The following is an 18,070-nucleotide window of genomic DNA, read 5'->3' as shown; positions in this document are numbered from 1 at the left end:
GTGTTTACCTCATCCTTTTCAAAATTTGCCCTAACCGTGCTTCCAGCTCGAGCAATTTAAATGGTTTCGTCATATAATCATCGGCACCCAGCTGCAAGGAACGGGATATATCCTTTTCACTGCTGCGGGACGTAAGCATGAGGACCTTGTATTGGTCCGAGTCCTTCTGCCTGCGGAGCCGTTCAAGGACCTCAAGTCCATCCATCTTCGGCATCACCCCGTCCAGGATCACGAGGCAAAGCGAGTCCCGATGCCAGTCTGATTCCATGAATAGTGCGCCATCTTTGAAGCTCTTGATTTCATATTGGATGTTCTGTTCTGTAGGCAGCTTGGATACGATGTCCCTCATCACTGTACGAATGATCGGATCATCGTCGACAATGGCGACTTTAATGACCTTGTTATGTTGTATATCGGTTGAGTCCGAATCGATTTCAACCTTGTTCCTGCCCTTCTCCTTCGCTTCATAGAGGGCTTGATCCGCTTTGCTGAGCCACTCTTCCAGTGGTTTCGCCGGGTCTGTGATCTCAGTGAGTCCCGCTGAAAACGTACAGGAGAATGGTGTGTTCTCCTTGAACACACGTTCACTGAATTCTTCACGCCAGGCATCAAGGAAGGAATGGGCATCCTGCACGTTCGTGTTTTGGAAGATGATGACAAACTCTTCACCGCCATATCGGACCAACAGATCCTGCACCCTTGCCTTTTCTTTCAGGAACTTTGCAAATCCGACCAATACTTTATCTCCGACCAAGTGTCCATATCGATCATTCACCTTTTTGAAATGGTCGATATCAATGACGGCGATGGACGATGGTTCCTTTCGGCGGTCCCAGCCGTTTTTCACCTGTTCATAGGCTTGAGTCAAAAACTTACGGTTGTATACATGCGTCAATTCGTCAATCAAAATCAACTCTTCAAACTGTTTTTTCCGCTGCATCTGCCGCTTGACGCGAATAATGAATTCATCAAGTTCGAACGGCTTCTGAATGAAATCATCGGCACCTAACTCATAACTCTTCATCCTGACGTCCTTGCGACCATCCACACTGACCATGACCATGGGAATGAACGGCTGTTTCAGCTTGTGTTTGAAGAAATCAAGCACCTCAAACCCATTTGATTCATCCATATGAATGTCGATGATGGCGCAATCGGGGCGCACATCATAGAACGTGTTCACGGCTTTCTCGGGATTCGCAATCGGGACGACATACCAACCGATGTTCTCCAGTTCTTCTTTCATATACATCAGGAAAGAGGTATCATCGTCGATTACGAGGACGACCGGTTCCTCTCCGTCCCTACCTTTTTTTCCTTTGAATTCAGTGACCACCGTCGCTTCCTCGAGTCGATAATACGCCTCGATGATTTCATACAGTGTGGCCTTAAGTTCAGCATTGGTCCATAGACGCTCTTCCTCTTCATCCATACGATCCATCAGCTTTCTTGCAAGATCGCCGATTCGATCAAGACCAAGTGTGGAGGCGGTCCCTGCCAGGGAGTGAACAAACCGGTACACTTCCTTATGCTCCACCTCCTGCTTCGCTTCCCACTCTTCAAGCTTTTTTCGAAAATTATTTAAAAAATGCTTTTGATATTTTTCCATCTGCATCTTCTGCCTTCTAATAAGATTTTTTGGTTGTGTTCATTTCATATGCTTGCGACTCAAACCATATGACGGTTTTCAGTGACGATACCGGTTCAACGAAACTTGAACAATAGTCCTTTACCAAAATCATCTCCTGAAACACTAATGTAACAAAAAATCCCAGACTCATCTATCTTTATTTCAAACCCGATATGTTGGTGCACCTATAAATAGTATGCAACCAGAACTAGTCCGTGATGGTCACGTCAACTCCACGATCGAATCGACCTCAAATGAATAAAAAAAGCCGGCAACACCTATGGCGTTACCAGCTTTAGTAGAGATGTGAAGTTGACTTATGCTTCTTTCCCGACAAACGTCTCAAGCGCAGCGAGTGCTTCTTCTTCATCGCTTCCGTCCGCTGCCAATGTGATATCAGAGCCTGTGCTGATTGCAAGGCTCATCAGTCCCATGATGCTCTTCGCATTCACTTTCTTTCCGTCTTTTTCCAAGAAGATCTCGGATGAGAAGCGGTTGGCTTCCTGGACGAATAGTGCTGCAGGGCGTGCTTGAAGGCCCGTTTTCAATTTTACTTGGACTTGTTTTTCTACCATTGTCATTTCTCCCCTTTGTTCGGTTTATTTACTTATTTTCTCTCCCGCTCTGATCTTCTCGGCTATTTGATCGATTTTCCGTAAGCGGTGGTTGATTCCCGATTTACTGATGGTTCCGCCTGAAACCATTTCCCCCAGTTCCTTCAGCGTGACGTCCTGATAGTTCACTCTAAGCTCCGCAATTTCACGCAGTTTGTCTGGAAGCACCTGTAATCCTACATGCTTTTCAATAAACTTTATGTTCTCAACCTGCCTTAAGGCGGCACCGATTGTTTTGTTCAAGTTCGCCGTCTCGCAGTTTACGAGCCGGTTGACGGAATTCCTCATATCCCTGACGATCCGAACATCCTCGAATCGAAGCAGGGAGCTATGGGCCCCGACGATATTGAGGAACTCGGTGATCTTCTCGGCTTCTTTCAGATAGGTGATGAATCCTTTCTTCCTCTCCAGTGTCTTACTGTTCAGCCCGAAAGTGTTCATCAACTCCGACAACGCTTCGTTGTGTTCGGCATAGAGAGAGAAGATTTCAAGATGGTAGGATGAGGTTTCCGGGTTATTGACCGATCCCCCTGCTAGGAATGCCCCTCTTAAATAGGAACGTTTACAGCATTTCTTCTTGATCAGACTCTCGGAGATGTCATGGATGAAGGTGAACCCTTCACCAAGGATCTTCAAGTCCTCGAGTATCATCCTCGTATCTTCTTTGATCCGCACAATGTATACGTTATTTTTCTTCAGACGCATTTTTTTCCGTACCAAAAGCTCTACCGGGGTGTCGTATCCCTTTTTGATCAATGTATAAATCCTTCTAGCTATCGCGGCATTTTCAGTTTGTATATTGACGACTAGCATCTGATTTGAAAAGGAAAGCGACCCATTCATCCTGATGAGAGCGGACAATTCAGCATTGGCACAGCAATCCTTGACTTCAATATTCGTTAGTTCTTTCTTTGTTTCCGACGCAAACGACATCCCGATCACCTCCTAGCAAACGCTTGCACAACCTTATACAAAAGAAATTTCTTTCTTTATTTATCGGATGATTCCAAATAGGAATAAATGATTTTTGCTACTATTTCCGTATTATGACGTACCAGTCCATTATTATATGAGAGAATATCCTCTGCGAGAACCTCGAATCCCATCGCATTCAAGCGATCGATATCAAACAGCACCGGACGTGCCTGTTCCTTGTCATAACGTGCCTGGATCTCATCAGGGACCTGCCTGTTATTGACGAGGATCGCATCGATGCACGAAGAATCCATATGCTCAGACAAAGCCTTCACATGATCGCTTGCCGTGTATCCAAGCGTCTCACCCATCTGCGTCATGATGTTGCAGATGTATAGCTTCTTCGCTTTGGACTTGCAGACCGCTTCCCCGATACCCGGAACAAGAAGATTCGGGATGATGCTTGTATAAAGGCTCCCGGGTCCCATGACAATCAAATCCGCTTCCTTGATGACGCGAAGTGTCTCCGTCAACGGCTTGATGTCATCCGGTTTCAAAAAGACCCTCTTGATCTTTTTCCCGGCCTTCGGGATGGACGATTCACCAGACACGATTGTCCCGTCCTCCATCTCGGCATTCAATATGACGCTTTGATTGGCAGACGGAAGGACCTTCCCCTTCACATTCAATACGCGGCTCATCTCCTGGATTGCATGGACAAAATCCCCAGTGATCGACGCAAGTGCGGCAATGATCAAGTTCCCGAGCGCATGGCCTGCAAGTTCATTCTCTGTCTCGAATCGGTGCTGGAACATCTGCTCCACCAGGGGCTCAACCTCCGAAAGTGCAGCGAGCACATTCCGGATGTCCCCCGGAGGAGGAATATCGAGCGAATCCCTCAGCCGCCCTGAACTTCCGCCGTCATCCGCAACGGTGACAATCGCTGAAATATCGATCGGATGACGCTTCAGTCCGCGCAGGAGGACCGGAAGACCCGTTCCCCCTCCGATGACGACAACTTTAGGCATGATGGTCATGGCTTCTGGACTGCCTTTCTCTTCTCGATATCACGATGAGTCACCTTCGTTTGATAATCCTCTTTAAAATGATTCCCGATGTGCTCCGCCAAGGCAACCGAACGATGCTGCCCGCCGGTACAGCCGATGGCCACGACCAGCTGGCTCTTTCCTTCGCGCTTATAATGCGGAAGCATAAATGAAAGCAGATCCGTTACCTTATCCAGGAACTTATGAGTCTCATTCCACTTCAGTACATACGTGGAGACCTCTTCATCAAGCCCCGTTTTCGGACGCATATGATCGATATAATGAGGATTCGGCAGGAACCTCACATCGAATACGAGGTCCGCATCGATCGGGATCCCGTGCTTGAATCCGAAAGACATGACATTCACCGTAAAGATCGATTTCTTATTCACAGAGAACTCGGTCAGGATCTTCTCACGGAGTTCCCTCGGCTTCATCGCCGACGTTGTGTAAATCAATTGCGCGCGTCCCTTCAGCTCCTGAAGCAGCTCGCGTTCCTGTCGGATCCCTTCAAGAGGAAGGCCTGACGGGGCAAGCGGATGGGAACGGCGTGTTTCCTTATATCGTCTGACAAGGGACGAATCGTCCGCATCCAGGTAAAGGATCTGCGGCGTCACCCACGACGTTTCCGCGAGTTCATCAAGCGCCTTGAAAAGATGATCGAAAAATTCCCTTCCGCGAAGGTCCATGACGAGTGCAACCTTATTCATCTTATTACCTGACTCTTTCATCAGTTCAAGGAATTTAGGCAGAAGAGTCGGCGGTAAATTATCTACGCAGAAAAAACCTAAATCTTCGAAACTTTGGATGGCGACCGTCTTCCCGGCTCCGCTCATTCCCGTAATGATCACCAATTGTACGTCGTTCGTAGAACCTGTACTCATACCCTTCCCCCGCTTTGATTTAGAATTTTATGTTCGGCTGTGTAAAGCCACAGTTGATTTCCGGGCAACTGCTAGAACATTCCTAATGTATTTGTATTTTCTATCAGCTCGGATCCAAACGGTATGATAACAGCTTGAAATCCGGTGTATACGTAAATGTGCCATAGATGGTTTTCTTTCCGTGCAGGAGATAGTCAAGGATATGATGATCTCCTTCGGCCATCGGCAGGTTTTTGATGTCTTCGAATTTATGCCACTGTAGCTTTCCTTCTTCCGATTCCTGAAGGTTCACTCCATCTGCCTCTGTAGCAAAGAAGGAAAACATCATCCACTCAGAGACCACTTCATCCCCATCCTTGATGATGAAGGTGAAGACCCCTTTCAAATCCGGATTTTTCAAATAGATTCCTGTCTCTTCACGGTACTCGCGTATGACTGCATCGCGGATCGATTCGCCGGGCTCCATCTTACCGCCCGGTGCCACCCACCAATTCCTGCGCGGTTTTTGGAGAAGGAGTACTTCGTCTCCATTCAGATATAAGCAATTTGTGACACGCTGCACGTCCTTCACCTCTACTCTAGTTCATTTGGACAAATGACCGTCCTTTCTCATTCCTTATATTATACTATGATTGTTGACAAGCCACAATGTCTCTGCTCCTTCAAGGAATAATTGTCGATTAGTCTTCACTAAAATGAGACAGACTTCCTCAATTTTCGAGTGATACAACTCACTATTCCCCACTATAACAGGAAAAATGGCAAAAAAAATAGACACAGGCGAGTCCTGTGTCGTCAACGGGATTTATTACTTAAAAAGGGGGTCAATTTCTTACTTTCTATATTACCCGATAATTGTTTCACTAGTGTTACAACAGATTTAAAACGTTATTACGGAATTGTTAATATTGACGAATGTTTATTAGATTCCTATCGATTTTTGTAGGAATTTGTCTAACAAGCATTGAATCTATATTCATCACCATGAATAATTAATCTCCGTTGAGTATATTCAGAATGAATATGTCTTCATGATCTGCTTGGCCATAATCTCATATCCTTTGCCATTCGGGTGCAGGGAATCGTGGAAAACCGACTCTTTCTTCTTTCCCTTGAATAAAGGATTGGTCGATACATATTTAACATTCCCGTGCTTCTTCACCTCGTTCATGATCGTCTGATTCCAATCATCGACATACGCTTCGATTTCGTCGCTGTCGCGGTCAGGATAAGGGTTATACAGTCCGATGACCAGGATATCCGCATCTTCATTCGTTGCTTCGAGCGTATCGAGGATGAAATTAAAGTGATCTACGTATTCCTTCTTCGCTTCCATGATTTTATCATGATGCAGAGGAACCAAATCCCCTCCATTGCTTTTGATCAAATCATTGGTTCCGATGTTGACGATGAACAAATCTGCTTCTGTCAGGTCTTCTGCCACACTGGGTTTCAGCAGCTGCTTTTGAAGACCGGATGATTTCTGTCCCGGAATCCCCAGGTTTTGAAACCGATAGCTCTCCTCTGTTTCCTTCTCGTTCACCTTTTGTTCCAGACGGCCGATATAGCCTTCGTCCTCCTTATCCCCATATCCGTAAGTCAGGGAATCACCCAGCGCGATGACTCGCTTTTGCGACTGTGACTTACTTTCTTCTGCAAAAAAGTTGAAATACATAACGGGTATAAGGGCGATGATCATGATGGTGATCATCATCTTCCATTTTGTCATACGTGATCATACCTTCCTGGTCTATGCTGCGGTTCATGGAGTGTGTATTCCCGTTTGCCAGGAATGTAATCCTGTTTATTTCTGGTTATTACGTTTGAACTCACTTAACTGAATGTTTTAACTAATAACCAACGATCATGAAGTTCTTAATAAAGAACGTTATTCCGAAAATAAAAATCACTCCTATTTACGAATGATTAGCTGCTTTTTTCTTAATTTCATAAACCCTTCCCGACCTTGATACTTTGTTCCAATCATGATGATTGATAAAGTATGCTAAACTCCCAATAATTACAATTAGTAAGTTCATAAATCTGAAAAAAAATAAGTCTAAAACGATAGTTAAGGAGAGTCTAATTATTTCGGTCTTGGAATAACCATGACCGTAGTCGGTGGAAATCTTAATGGAAACTAGTATATAAAGTAGATTTACTACGAAGGAAGTGATTAGATAAAAGACTAATACTTCAGACGGCAAAGTTGGTATAAAGATAAAAAGGGTAACAATGAAAAAGACAGTAAAATATGAAGCTACAATTCCTGCAAGGAATGAATCGACAATGAAGAAGAAAGAAATTTTATTTGAAAAGATACTTTTCATGAAAACCTGAAAGTATAAAACGAAACAGTCGATAAATGCCTTTTGCCACCGTATCCTTTGGTTATAAAGGTCTCTCCATGATTCAGGCACTTCCGTATAACATATAGCTTCCGGTATAAATAATACCTTTCCAGCTTTTCTCTTGAGGATCGCATTCTGAACTCTAAGAGTAATATCAATGTCTTCACCTAGCGTTTTTCGATACCCTCCCACTTCTAACAGTATCTCTTTTTTAAATGCACCAAATGCTCCTGATATAATGGACAATGCATTCGATTTTGCAAGGGAAAATTTGAAAACATAAAAACCGCGAATGTATTCAAGAATCTGCAACTTAACTATACTCTTTAGTCCACTGAATGTTGGTGTCCAAGTATCATTCAGCCAATGCTGTCCCTGTAATACATGTACATTTCCACCTACAGCTATGACGTCTGGATCTGAAAATGCTTGATTGAGCATAGATAGCGCCTGTGAATCTAACACACTATCTGCATCCAAAGTGATTACGATATCCTTTTCTGCAAGTGCTATCCCTGCATTTAAAGAATCAGCTTTTCCCCCGTTCATTTTATCTATTACTTTAATGAACGGATACTTTCGAGATTTGTATACAGCTTTTATTGGTACGAAAGAAAGGTCTGATTGATGAAATGAATCATACACCTCAAATAGTTCAAGTAGTTTATCTAATACATTAAGGGTATCATCTGTTGAACCATCATTAATATAAATTAATTCGAAATTACTGTAAGTTAAAGATTGAACTCCTTTTAAAGAAGTGTGGAGAATATCTTCCTCATTAAAACAAGGAACCAATATACTCATCCCCGCCTCTTTGGTGACATTAGTCGCTAAATAATGAGGGGTTTTACGAGTTCCCCAGTAGGCATTTATTGTGTGATAAAGTGGAAATGCAAGACTCAAAATAAATAAAACACTTGAGATAAGTATCATCAGGTCATCTCCTTAAAGATTCATATATTTTCACACTGTCTATCTCAAATGTTGAAGGAAAACTTGTGGATTCATCTGGATTTCCTGGCCAATTTCCTCCTACCGCTAAGTTTAAAATCAAATACATCGGTTCATGAGGGACCCCCTTTCTATTAGAAAAATAAAGCACATTATCGATATACCAATTCAATTCACTCTTATTCCATTCCAAGGTATACGTATGGAACTGTTCATTATCCTGAACTTCGATCATTTGATGATTAGTGGTGTATTGGTTAGGTTCTCCAAAGTGATTCACCATATAGACCTTCTTTGGTTCTTGTCCAATCGCTTCCATAATATCCACTTCTGGCAACGTTTTTGAGTCATCAGCTGGAAGTAACCAAATGGCAGGGAATAATCCTTTCCCTCCATCGTATCTTGCTCTAATTTCAATCTTTCCATAATGAACTTCTAGTTTTGATTTTGTATTAATTTGCGCGGATGTATATGTATGACCTTTATACTCTTCCTTTTTGGCATTCAATTTTAAAGAACCATCACCTACCTGAATATTTTCTTTCCTATAATATTGGAGCTCATTATTGTAATTCCAACCTTTATTAATCCCATTCCATGCATCTTCATTAAAAGAATCAGTATCAAAATCATCTTGAAAGATCAATTTCCATTCCTCGTTTGAAACAGTGGTTAATCCTTTATTGAACCGCACTTCATCTACACTTGTGTCATAGTTAAGATTCAGAGCATTTTTAGTTGAAATAGTTGAGGTTTCATAAGAAGATGTAAGGATAAAACCACATGAAATTACTAATAAAACAAAAATGCGCTTCATATTAATTCCTCTCTTCTCACCATTTGTTCTTTATAGTGAATTATTGTACTTATTATAGAACAAACATCCCCAAACTTTAAAAGGCCAAATCAACTCAAAAAGCTCACTTTAATGAACTAAATCTCTTGAATCCATATTAATACTTGATTTATCTAACCTTTTTGTTCTTTTTAAAGAACAAAAAGGTTAGTCTTCTCCAATCGACGGTTACTTAAATAGCTTATATACTCACTGGGGCTTTCCCCTTGGTAGTTCCTTTTCCATCTTATATATACCGGACCCAAATACATATAACCAACACAAAAAAAGGCATACTCACCAAAGGAGTTTGCCTTTTAATAATTTATCAATTCTTCTGAATCCCGAAGCGCGCATTGATCTGCCCCGTGATCATTTTCTGCTTCGCTTCCTGTCTCTCTTTTTTGGTCAATTCATACTTGATTTCCTTGGTTGTGACGCCTTCTTCTCTATGGTCCGCAATTTCCATTAACCGCTCGACGTCGTTAAAGGAATATTTGCGGTATCCCCGGTTGGTCCGTTCCGGGAAGATCAGTTTCTTTTCTTCGTAGTACCTGATTTTTCTTTCTGTCAGGCCAGTTAATTCGCTGACTATTCCGATTGAGATCACTTTTTTGTCTTTATAGGAAGATTCCTGTCCCACACTACCCTCCTCCTCTTTCTTCCATTATACATAGCTTTTGGGGGCTCTAGGGATTTATGTAAGAAAGTCTGACAAACATTCTTTTTCTTGGAAGGAAAGCTTACAAGGTTGCGGTAAGTGGAGGGAAAAGGATTTAAAATGAAGGAAATCGACTAAAGGAGTGAAGGCAATGCCGTTTTTACGTGAAGCTGTCCAGAAACAGCGGGAGCATTTCATACGTCTGATCGTGCAGAACGGAGTGGCGGAAGGTCCGGAAGTGGAAAAGTGGACGCTGACTGAATTGATTGCGATGTATGATAAGTATTTGCGGAAATAGAAAAAGCCTTGGGATCCGTGATCCCAAGGCTTTATTCATTAACCGTTCTTGACTTTTTCTTTTAATTCTTCTACATAATGCTGAGCTGCCTGTGCAGCGATGCTTCCGTCGCCTGTTGCCGTTACGATTTGGCGAAGTTCTTTCTCACGCACATCGCCAGCCGCGAAGATGCCAGGGACTTTCGTTTCCATTTGTTCGTTGGTCACGATGTAGCCCATGTCGTTTGTGATGCCAAGGTTGGCAAATGGCTTCGTTAACGGGATCATCCCGATGTAGATGAAGACACCGTCGGCTGCGAAATCCGTTTCTTCTCCATTTTCAGTTGAAACGAGCGTGACGCTTCCCACTTTACCTTCTTTTTCATTGATTTCTTTCACTGTGTGGTTCCAGATGAAATCAACCTTTTCGTTGTCGAAGGCACGTTGTTGAAGGATCTTCTGTGCACGAAGTTCATCCCTGCGGTGAACGATCGTCACTTTGTTGGCAAAGCGTGTCAAGTAGACACCTTCTTCAACCGCAGAATCCCCACCGCCTACGACGACAAGGTCTTTTCCTTTGAAGAATGCTCCGTCACATACGGCACAGTAGGATACTCCGCGTCCGCCCAGTTCCTTCTCACCAGGTACGCCGATTTTCTTATATTCGGCTCCCGTTGAAAGGATCACGGCACGCGCTTTGTATTCCTTCGATCCGGCTTTGATCAGCTTGTATTCGCCTTCGTCGACGATTTCCTTGATGTCTCCGTATGCGTATTCCGCACCGAATTTCTTCGCATGATCGAACATTTTATTGGACAGATCCGGACCAAGGATATGGTCGAAGCCTGGATAGTTTTCCACTTCTTCAGTGTTGGCCATCTGGCCGCCCGGCACACCTCTTTCAAGCATCAGCGTTGAAAGACTTGCACGGGACGTATATACAGCCGCTGTCATTCCGGCAGGACCGGCACCGGCGATGATCACATCATAGATCTTTTCTTCTGACATAGTGATATTCTCCTTCCAGAAACGTGTTTATCTCATGTTTCATTGTATTCCCCATATAGTATTGACTATCTATCATTATCCTATAAAAAACAGGGTTCATCGTCCAAATATATGCTCATGGAAGATAGCTTTCCACCACGGCAATATATTTAGTCAGCGTGCTTGCCGAAACATTGTATCGATCGCACATCTGCTTCTTTGTCACCTTGTCATTCCGCAGGCGGTTCCACACGAAGTCCGCAGCCGCTGCAAAAGCTTTTGTATTCTTGAATGATTCACGCTCTTTCAGGCCGCGGTACGCAATGGTGAACCACGTCAAGAACAAGCCGGAATCGACGCTCGAGATCGGATGATGGCAATCATATAGATGAAGGGCGACTTCATGCATGTTCTTGATTTCCTGATTCACTTTCATCGAACCGTTCCCGTTGGTGTTCAGTACATGTGCCAGATATACCTTTTCCACAATGGAAAGCTCCTCCACTTCACAGAAATCGGCATGTGTCAGCACAGCCCGCTGATGTTCCGAAACGGAAGTGAGGAACAGACCGAACAGCTTCTCTTCCATGTATTCACTTTGCAATTTCTTCAGGATCGAGGTGATATGATTTTCGAATCCTTCCGACTTGTTATCATTCCAAGGCTCGCTTCCCTCTTTTTCGGGATTGAGCTCGACAACCTTCTTCCAGGCGTTGCGGGCAGTCTGCTCGTGGCCGGTTTCGTATGCAGAATGGGACAGCCAGTAATAATAGCTCGCATCCCCTTCAAAGCCGATCTTCTGCAGTGACTTCAGCCATTCATAAGCCTTGTCTGAATGACCGACCAACGCGAACGTCGCCCCAAGCTTGAAGCGGTGCTCATGCAATAACGGACGGACCTTCTCAAGTCCTTCAATCAGCTGATCCAGCTCATCCTGTCTCTTTTGATAAAAATAAAACACAGCCGTGTTACAAAGAGCGTGAAGATTTCCTGGATTCTTCTCAAGCACTTCTTCCAGCGTAGCCGATGCCTTCTCCACTTCACCTAAATAGAAATAAGCAAGGGCCAGATTGTTGTAAGCAGACCAGAATTCAGGATATTCTTCTATCACTTTCTTCAACGTGTCCACGGCTTTTTGGAAATGGCCCGACTCCAATAAGTCCTTCGCCTTCTCCTGCTGGACGATCAGATCATCGTGCTCATACAAGTCTTCCACCGATAGGTCCGAATCGAGTTCGAGCAACTCGAGCAAATCTTCGGCATCCTCTTGGAATTCCCCATCTTCCTCTTTATCCAAATACACGCTCACATGTTCATACGCTTCTTTAAACAAGCCCAGGTGTGCGTAATTATTGGCCAAGAAGTAATGACATTCCGTCATGCGTGGATCGAGGTTCCCAAGGACGTCATGCAGCAGCTCATTGGCACGCTTGAAATCGCCCATTTCTGTATAGACAATCGACAACTGACACGCAATCATCGGCTCTAAAGGTTCCAATTGGAACGCCCTATTCAAATATTTTAACGCTCGCTTAAGCTCCCGGCGCTGATAGGCCTTCATCCCTTTATTGAAATAATACTCTCCAGTCGGGACGAACGACAGCACCTTCGCCTGCTCGCTTCTTGCTTTTGACCCTTTTCTCATCAAAGTCCTCCGAAACGTTCATAGTATATCCAGGCTCTTTTCCCTCACCTATCTTTGTACGATTAACTCGCAGCATGTGTATGGTTGAGTTGGAAAGAGCACATACAGGCAGTTCATTTATCTATAAAAATAATTGCACGGTAAATAACCTATAACTAGGATAGTATAACACACAACGAAGATTGACTGAACTACCATATTTTGATGGGACTGGGGTTGCTGCTTTACTGGAGGAGTGACTGTTGGAGATGGTTGGGTTGGGTGACAACGAATCTTTGTGGTGAAGGGCGTAATGATCGGAATGAAGGGGGGAATTAATTCGATGAAGGGTGTAATGATCGGAATGAAGGGTAGAATTAGTTCGATGAAGGGTGTAATGATCGGAATGAAGGGGGTAATCGCTCCATTCAGAGGGGAAAGTTATCAAACATAAGGCGGTAATCACTTCATTTAGAGGGTGAATTATCGAAAATAAGGGCGTAATCATTCTAAAATCAACTCAAATTCATTTAAAATTGGGCAAATAAAAAGAGACGGACCTCCAAAGAGACCGTCCCACATGCATTCATTACTTATTATGCCTCTCAACAAGGACCCCGAGTACGTCTTCAAGCGGCAATCCCTGTTCTCGGAGCAGGACCAATACGTGGTAGAACAGATCCGCCACTTCCCATTTCAGCTCTTCTGCATCCCGATTCTTCGCGGCGATGATCACTTCCGATGCTTCCTCCCCGACCTTCTTCAGGATCTTGTCGATTCCTTTTTCAAACAGGTAGGTCGTGTAGGCGCCTTCCGGACGTTCCTTTTCGCGGTCGGCGATCAGTGCTTCTAGCGTCAGCAGGATGTTCTCCTCTGAAGCGAGGGATCCACTCTTTTCGCCGGCAACCGTTTCGTGGAAACAGCTTTCCTCCCCCTTATGGCAGGCAGGCCCTTCTTTATCGACGAGGACGAGCAGCGCATCACGATCGCAATCCCAGGTGATGCTCTTCACTGTCTGCGTGTTCCCGCTTGTCGCGCCTTTGTGCCAGAGTTCCTGACGAGAGCGTGAGTAGAACCAGGTTTCACCCGTTTCAAGCGTCTTCGCCAAGGATGTTTCATTCATATAGGCCAGGGTCAGCACGTCCTTTGTGCCTGCATCCTGGACAATCGCGGGGACAAGCCCCTTCTCGTCGTATTTCACATCTGCAACCCAGTCATATTTGGTCATCGTACGTGCACCTCCTGATCTTTCAAGTAGTTCTTCACTTCTTCAACGCTCGTTTCTTTATAGTGGAAAATGGATGCGGCTAGTGCGGCATCAGCTTTTCCATTCGTAAATACTTCTTTAAAATGTTCCGCATTACCGGCTCCGCCCGACGCGATGACCGGAATCGAGACGGCCTCACTCACTGCTTTCGTCAGTGACACATTGAAGCCTTTCTTCTCGCCGTCGCTGTCCATGGACGTCAGGAGGATTTCCCCTGCTCCAAGCGCTTCGACCGTCTTCGCCCATTCGACTGCATCGAGGTCCCGAAGCTTGCGACCGCCGTGAGTGTAGACCTTCCAGCCGCCGCTTTCTTCATCATACTTTGCGTCGATCGCCACCACGATGCATTGGGATCCGAAGTACTGAGCGCCTTCACGCACCAGTTCCGGGCGCAGGACTGCTGCCGTGTTCAAGGAAACCTTGTCGGCACCAGCTCTCAGGATGGCCTTCATATCCTCGACGGCATTGATGCCACCACCGACGGTGAACGGGATGGCGAGCTCCGCCGCCACATGGCGGACGACTTCGACCATCGTTTTCCGGCCTTCATGAGATGCCGAAATATCTAAAAAGACCAACTCGTCCGCACCCTGCTCGTCATATATTTTCGCAAGCTCGACCGGATCACCGGCGTCCCTCAGCTCAACGAATTGCACCCCTTTCACGACACGTCCGTCCTTCACATCAAGGCAGGGAATGATCCGTTTCGTCAGCATGATCCCTTCACCTCTTTCAACGCCTCTGCAACCGTGAACTTCCCGGTGTACAAGGACTTCCCGCAAATCGCACCGGATACGCCCTTGTCACAATATTCTTTTAGCTGAGCCAGGTCCTCAAGTGAACTCACACCACCGGATGCGATCACTTCTTTACCTGTTTCACGGGCAAGTTCGACAACCGCTTCGATATTCGGCCCGGAGAGCATCCCGTCCGTTGCGATATCGGTGAAAATGAACGTTTCCGCTCCGGCATCGGCCAGTTCCTTCCCAAGGTCCACCGCCTTCAGGGAAGACGTTTCAATCCAGCCGTGAGTGGCGACATAGCCGTCCTTCGCATCGAGTCCGATGGCAATCTTCTCACCGCCATACTTGCGAAGCCATTCCTTCACCAATTCCGTATTCGACACGGCGATGCTGCCGATGATGACGCGGTCGACACCACGGTTCAAATAATGCTCGATATCGTCCGCCGTGCGGATGCCTCCACCGATCTGCACCTTGCTATCCAGTTTTTCAGCAACGGCAAGGACGAATTCATCATTGATCCTTGAGCCCTCTTTCGCGCCGTCGAGGTCGACCATGTGGATCCATTCCGCCCCTTCATCCGCGAATTTTTTTGCCATATCAAAAGGAGAATCGCCGTATACCGTCTCCTGATTATAGTCTCCCTGGATCAATCGTACACATTTTCCCCCGCGCATATCGATGGCGGGATAGATTGTAAAACTCATGAAACTACCTCCGATTCTTTCACTCGTTTTGTGAAGTTTTCCAGTAGCTGCATGCCAAGCTCCCCACTCTTTTCAGGGTGGAATTGCATGCCGTAAACATTGCCCTTGCCGACGACTGCCGGGATGATGACACCAGCATATCCTGAAGTCGCGGTCAGCACGTCGTCAGATCCTTTTACATAATAAGAGTGGACGAAATAGACGTAGCCTTCTGTCAGGCCCTCAAGAAGGTCGGATTCCTTCTGGAATGCAAGCTGATTCCAGCCCATATGCGGGACCTTATATTCGTTTCCTTCGTCGTCACGCTTCGGGATCCGGATGACTTCGCCAGGAAGCAGGCCGAGCCCAGGAGTCACACCGTTTTCTTCACTTTTTTCAAAAAGGAGCTGCATCCCGAGGCAAATGCCGAGAAGCGGCTTACCAGCCTGCGCAAAGTCGAGGATCGTCGTTTTCAGATGAGTGGATTCCAAGAGATCCATCGCATCCTTGAATGCACCGACTCCAGGAAGGATCAGACCGTCCGCCTCAAGAAGCTGTTCACGGTCGTCACTGATGAAATAAGGGACGCCGAGGCGTTCCAGTGCCTTGCTGACGGAGAAAAGATTCCCCATTCCGTAATCTGCGATGCCGATCATGATTTACAACATCCCCTTTGTGGACGGGATTCCTTTGACCCTAGGGTCGATGGTCGTCGCTTCATCAAGGGCACGTCCGAGTGCCTTGAAGATCGCTTCGATGATGTGATGCGTATTGTGGCCGTAGTGGACGATGACGTGAAGATTCATCCTCGCTTCGAGGGCCAGCTTCCAAAGAAATTCATGAACATTCTCGGTATCGAACGTCCCGACCTTCTGGCTCGGAAGGTCTGACCTGAATTCAAGATGCGGGCGGTTGCTCAAGTCGACCACGACCGTTGCCAGCGCCTCATCCATCGGGACCATCGCCGATCCGTAGCGCTTGATGCCTTTTTTGTCGCCAAGTGCTTTGACGAGCGCCTGCCCTAGGCAGATGCCGATATCCTCCGTTGTGTGGTGGTCATCCACCTCCGTATCTCCATTCGCATCGATCTTGCAGTCGAACTGTCCATGCTTCGTGAACAAGTCCAGCATATGACTCATGAACGGTACACCCGTCTCGATCTCCGAATTCCCTTCACCATCGATCCCAAAACGCAAAGAAATCTCCGTCTCATTCGTCTTCCTCACAATCTCCGCACTTCTCTCCATCGTTGCTTCACTCCTTTAAAGTACCGAGGGACGTACGTTTAGCGGTTTATCACGCTAAAGCATCAACCCTTCTTGTTCAATCGTATTTCAACTGCTCGGGCATGGGCTTCTAGTCCTTCAAGCCGTGCAAATGCCGCTATTTTATCTCCATTTTCCTTCAGTGCTTTTTCACTGTAGGAAATGATGCTTGATTTTTTCATGAATTCATCCACGTTCAATGGACTCGAGAATCGTGCCGTCCCGTTTGTCGGCAGTACGTGATTCGGGCCTGCGAAATAATCCCCGACAGGCTCCGAGCTGTACCTCCCCAAGAAAATCGCACCGGCATGGCGGATCCCCGCCATCGTCTCGAACGGATTCGCGGTCAAAATCTCAAGATGCTCGGGTGCGAGACTATTGACCAGCTCCACGCCCTTGTCGAGGTCCTCGACAACATAGATGGCACCGTACTCATTGATGGATTCTCGGGCGATGCTTTCACGAGGCAGCGTGGACAGCTGTCGTTCCACTTCCTCTGCCACGTTTCCGGCAAGCACTTCGCATGTAGTCACCAGGACCGCTGATGCACGTGCATCGTGCTCCGCCTGCGACAACAGGTCGGCTGCGATTTCGTCCGCGTGCTGCTCTCCGTCCGCCAACACGACGATTTCACTCGGTCCTGCGATCATGTCGATATCCACATCGCCGAACACCTCGCGTTTGGCTAGCGCCACGTAGATATTTCCGGGGCCGGTGATTTTATCGACGGGAGCGATCGTTTCGGTCCCATACGCCAATGCTGCAACCGCCTGGGCGCCGCCTACCTTGTAAATCTCTTCAACCCCTGCGATCTTTGCAGCGACGAGTACGCCTGCTGAGAGCTTGCCGTCTTTTCCGGGAGGGGAAACCATCGTGATCCGTCCGACCCCTGCCACTTTTGCAGGCATCACGTTCATCAATACGGAAGACGGATAAGCCGCCGTCCCGCCCGGTACATACACACCGACCGAATCAAGCGGTGTCAGCTTCTGCCCGAGCATCGTCCCGTCCGGCTGTGTCGTGAACCAGGAGGACTGCTTCTGCTTTTCATGAAACGTGCGGATATTGTCTGCCGCCTCCGCGATGATATTGATCATTTCGGTGTCCAGCACCTCAAACGCTTCAGCGATTTCCTCTTCTGTCACCTTGAGTTCATCGATGAGGACCCCATCGAATTTCTCCGTGTACATCGTGAGGGCGGCGTTCCCCCGTTCACGCACAGTTGCGATGATCTCCTGAACGGCTTTCCGCTGCTCTTCGGTTCCGCTGTCGACCGAGCGCTTAATCGACGCCTCCTCGACCTCTCTGATAATCTTCATTCCATCCACCAGC

General features: G+C 46.3%; 19 protein-coding genes. 1 reads left to right on the top strand and 18 read right to left on the bottom strand.

Annotated features, from left to right (window positions below):
• Positions 1-4: 4 nt before the first annotated feature.
• From LCM10_RS10405 to LCM10_RS10360, 10 genes are all read right to left on the bottom strand, one after another.
• Complete coding sequence (locus LCM10_RS10405; RefSeq protein WP_224876197.1) at positions 5-1,615, bottom strand: diguanylate cyclase; 1,611 nt, start codon at positions 1,613-1,615, stop codon at positions 5-7.
• Between the two features lie 332 nt (positions 1,616-1,947).
• Positions 1,948-2,205, bottom strand: coding sequence for an HPr family phosphocarrier protein (locus tag LCM10_RS10400; RefSeq protein ID WP_224876195.1), 258 nt, complete (start codon positions 2,203-2,205; stop codon positions 1,948-1,950).
• A gap of 24 nt (positions 2,206-2,229) precedes the next feature.
• Complete coding sequence (gene whiA / locus LCM10_RS10395; protein ID WP_224876194.1) at positions 2,230-3,177, bottom strand: DNA-binding protein WhiA; 948 nt, start codon at positions 3,175-3,177, stop codon at positions 2,230-2,232.
• Between the two features lie 56 nt (positions 3,178-3,233).
• Positions 3,234-4,187 carry a YvcK family protein gene (locus LCM10_RS10390; RefSeq protein WP_318247486.1) on the bottom strand — a complete coding sequence of 318 codons (954 nt, stop codon included), beginning with the start codon at positions 4,185-4,187 and terminating at the stop codon, positions 3,234-3,236.
• A gap of 5 nt (positions 4,188-4,192) precedes the next feature.
• Positions 4,193-5,089, bottom strand: coding sequence for an RNase adapter RapZ (rapZ, locus tag LCM10_RS10385; RefSeq protein ID WP_224876192.1), 897 nt, complete (start codon positions 5,087-5,089; stop codon positions 4,193-4,195).
• 103 nt (positions 5,090-5,192) lie between these two features.
• On the bottom strand, positions 5,193-5,651 hold the full coding sequence (locus LCM10_RS10380) for an 8-oxo-dGTP diphosphatase (protein ID WP_224876191.1): 459 nt from the start codon (positions 5,649-5,651) through the stop codon (positions 5,193-5,195).
• Between the two features lie 450 nt (positions 5,652-6,101).
• Positions 6,102-6,818 (bottom strand): GDSL-type esterase/lipase family protein, encoded by a 717-nt coding sequence (locus LCM10_RS10375; RefSeq protein ID WP_224876189.1) that lies wholly within the window; start codon positions 6,816-6,818, stop codon positions 6,102-6,104.
• A gap of 187 nt (positions 6,819-7,005) precedes the next feature.
• Positions 7,006-8,376 (bottom strand): glycosyltransferase family 2 protein, encoded by a 1,371-nt coding sequence (locus LCM10_RS10370; RefSeq protein WP_224876188.1) that lies wholly within the window; start codon positions 8,374-8,376, stop codon positions 7,006-7,008.
• Between the two features lie 4 nt (positions 8,377-8,380).
• On the bottom strand, positions 8,381-9,211 hold the full coding sequence (locus tag LCM10_RS10365; RefSeq protein ID WP_224876186.1) for a family 16 glycosylhydrolase: 831 nt from the start codon (positions 9,209-9,211) through the stop codon (positions 8,381-8,383).
• A 346-nt stretch (positions 9,212-9,557) separates the two neighbouring features.
• Positions 9,558-9,872 carry a MerR family transcriptional regulator gene (locus LCM10_RS10360; RefSeq protein WP_224876185.1) on the bottom strand — a complete coding sequence of 105 codons (315 nt, stop codon included), beginning with the start codon at positions 9,870-9,872 and terminating at the stop codon, positions 9,558-9,560.
• 169 nt (positions 9,873-10,041) lie between these two features.
• Between LCM10_RS10360 and LCM10_RS10355 the strand changes: the two genes are divergently transcribed.
• Complete coding sequence (locus LCM10_RS10355) at positions 10,042-10,188, top strand: hypothetical protein (protein WP_224876184.1); 147 nt, start codon at positions 10,042-10,044, stop codon at positions 10,186-10,188.
• Positions 10,189-10,226: 38 nt separating this feature from the next.
• On the opposite strand, the gene trxB is transcribed toward LCM10_RS10355, so the two are convergent.
• The 8 genes from trxB to hisD form a co-directional block, all read right to left on the bottom strand.
• Positions 10,227-11,174, bottom strand: a complete 948-nt coding sequence (gene trxB / locus LCM10_RS10350) for a thioredoxin-disulfide reductase (RefSeq protein WP_224876183.1) — start codon at positions 11,172-11,174, stop codon at positions 10,227-10,229.
• Positions 11,175-11,289: 115 nt separating this feature from the next.
• Positions 11,290-12,798, bottom strand: a complete 1,509-nt coding sequence (locus LCM10_RS10345; RefSeq protein ID WP_224876182.1) for a tetratricopeptide repeat protein — start codon at positions 12,796-12,798, stop codon at positions 11,290-11,292.
• A gap of 568 nt (positions 12,799-13,366) precedes the next feature.
• Positions 13,367-14,005, bottom strand: coding sequence for a bifunctional phosphoribosyl-AMP cyclohydrolase/phosphoribosyl-ATP diphosphatase HisIE (gene hisIE, locus LCM10_RS10340; RefSeq protein ID WP_224876177.1), 639 nt, complete (start codon positions 14,003-14,005; stop codon positions 13,367-13,369).
• Positions 14,002-14,760 carry an imidazole glycerol phosphate synthase subunit HisF gene (gene hisF, locus LCM10_RS10335; RefSeq protein ID WP_224876176.1) on the bottom strand — a complete coding sequence of 253 codons (759 nt, stop codon included), beginning with the start codon at positions 14,758-14,760 and terminating at the stop codon, positions 14,002-14,004. The genes hisIE and hisF overlap by 4 nt, the downstream gene beginning before the upstream one ends.
• The gene (hisA, locus tag LCM10_RS10330; protein ID WP_224876175.1) at positions 14,754-15,494 is read right to left on the bottom strand and encodes a 1-(5-phosphoribosyl)-5-[(5-phosphoribosylamino)methylideneamino]imidazole-4-carboxamide isomerase; all 741 of its coding nucleotides are present in this window, start codon (positions 15,492-15,494) and stop codon (positions 14,754-14,756) included. Before hisA ends, hisF begins: the two co-directional genes overlap by 7 nt.
• Positions 15,491-16,129, bottom strand: coding sequence for an imidazole glycerol phosphate synthase subunit HisH (gene hisH / locus LCM10_RS10325; RefSeq protein ID WP_224876173.1), 639 nt, complete (start codon positions 16,127-16,129; stop codon positions 15,491-15,493). The genes hisA and hisH overlap by 4 nt, the downstream gene beginning before the upstream one ends.
• 3 nt (positions 16,130-16,132) lie before the next feature.
• Positions 16,133-16,720: an imidazoleglycerol-phosphate dehydratase HisB gene (gene hisB / locus LCM10_RS10320; protein ID WP_224876172.1), complete on the bottom strand. Its 588-nt coding sequence runs from the start codon at positions 16,718-16,720 to the stop codon at positions 16,133-16,135.
• A gap of 62 nt (positions 16,721-16,782) precedes the next feature.
• Positions 16,783-18,057 (bottom strand): histidinol dehydrogenase, encoded by a 1,275-nt coding sequence (hisD, locus tag LCM10_RS10315; RefSeq protein WP_224876171.1) that lies wholly within the window; start codon positions 18,055-18,057, stop codon positions 16,783-16,785.
• Between the last annotated feature and the right edge of the window lie 13 nt (positions 18,058-18,070).

The sequence above is a fragment of the Rossellomorea aquimaris genome (assembly GCF_020171925.1).
Classification (GTDB): Bacteria; Bacillota; Bacilli; order Bacillales; family Bacillaceae_B; genus Rossellomorea; species Rossellomorea aquimaris_F.
Note: the sequence above shows the minus strand (reverse complement) of the source record. Positions and strands in the feature narration are given on the sequence as shown.

Coding starts and splice junctions, on each gene's coding strand:
- hisIE (WP_224876177.1), bottom strand. CDS start 14,005: ATGACCAAATATGACTGGGTTGCAGATGTGAAATACGACGAGAAGGGG.
- hisD (WP_224876171.1), bottom strand. CDS start 18,057: ATGAAGATTATCAGAGAGGTCGAGGAGGCGTCGATTAAGCGCTCGGTC.
- hisB (WP_224876172.1), bottom strand. CDS start 16,720: ATGGAGAGAAGTGCGGAGATTGTGAGGAAGACGAATGAGACGGAGATT.
- hisF (WP_224876176.1), bottom strand. CDS start 14,760: ATGCTGACGAAACGGATCATTCCCTGCCTTGATGTGAAGGACGGACGT.
- LCM10_RS10390 (WP_318247486.1), bottom strand. CDS start 4,187: ATGCCTAAAGTTGTCGTCATCGGAGGGGGAACGGGTCTTCCGGTCCTC.
- LCM10_RS10400 (WP_224876195.1), bottom strand. CDS start 2,205: ATGGTAGAAAAACAAGTCCAAGTAAAATTGAAAACGGGCCTTCAAGCA.
- LCM10_RS10375 (WP_224876189.1), bottom strand. CDS start 6,818: ATGACAAAATGGAAGATGATGATCACCATCATGATCATCGCCCTTATA.
- hisA (WP_224876175.1), bottom strand. CDS start 15,494: ATGAGTTTTACAATCTATCCCGCCATCGATATGCGCGGGGGAAAATGT.
- LCM10_RS10355 (WP_224876184.1), top strand. CDS start 10,042: ATGCCGTTTTTACGTGAAGCTGTCCAGAAACAGCGGGAGCATTTCATA.
- LCM10_RS10370 (WP_224876188.1), bottom strand. CDS start 8,376: ATGATACTTATCTCAAGTGTTTTATTTATTTTGAGTCTTGCATTTCCA.
- LCM10_RS10405 (WP_224876197.1), bottom strand. CDS start 1,615: ATGCAGATGGAAAAATATCAAAAGCATTTTTTAAATAATTTTCGAAAA.
- trxB (WP_224876183.1), bottom strand. CDS start 11,174: ATGTCAGAAGAAAAGATCTATGATGTGATCATCGCCGGTGCCGGTCCT.
- hisH (WP_224876173.1), bottom strand. CDS start 16,129: ATGATCGGCATCGCAGATTACGGAATGGGGAATCTTTTCTCCGTCAGC.
- whiA (WP_224876194.1), bottom strand. CDS start 3,177: ATGTCGTTTGCGTCGGAAACAAAGAAAGAACTAACGAATATTGAAGTC.
- rapZ (WP_224876192.1), bottom strand. CDS start 5,089: ATGAGTACAGGTTCTACGAACGACGTACAATTGGTGATCATTACGGGA.
- LCM10_RS10365 (WP_224876186.1), bottom strand. CDS start 9,211: ATGAAGCGCATTTTTGTTTTATTAGTAATTTCATGTGGTTTTATCCTT.
- LCM10_RS10345 (WP_224876182.1), bottom strand. CDS start 12,798: ATGAGAAAAGGGTCAAAAGCAAGAAGCGAGCAGGCGAAGGTGCTGTCG.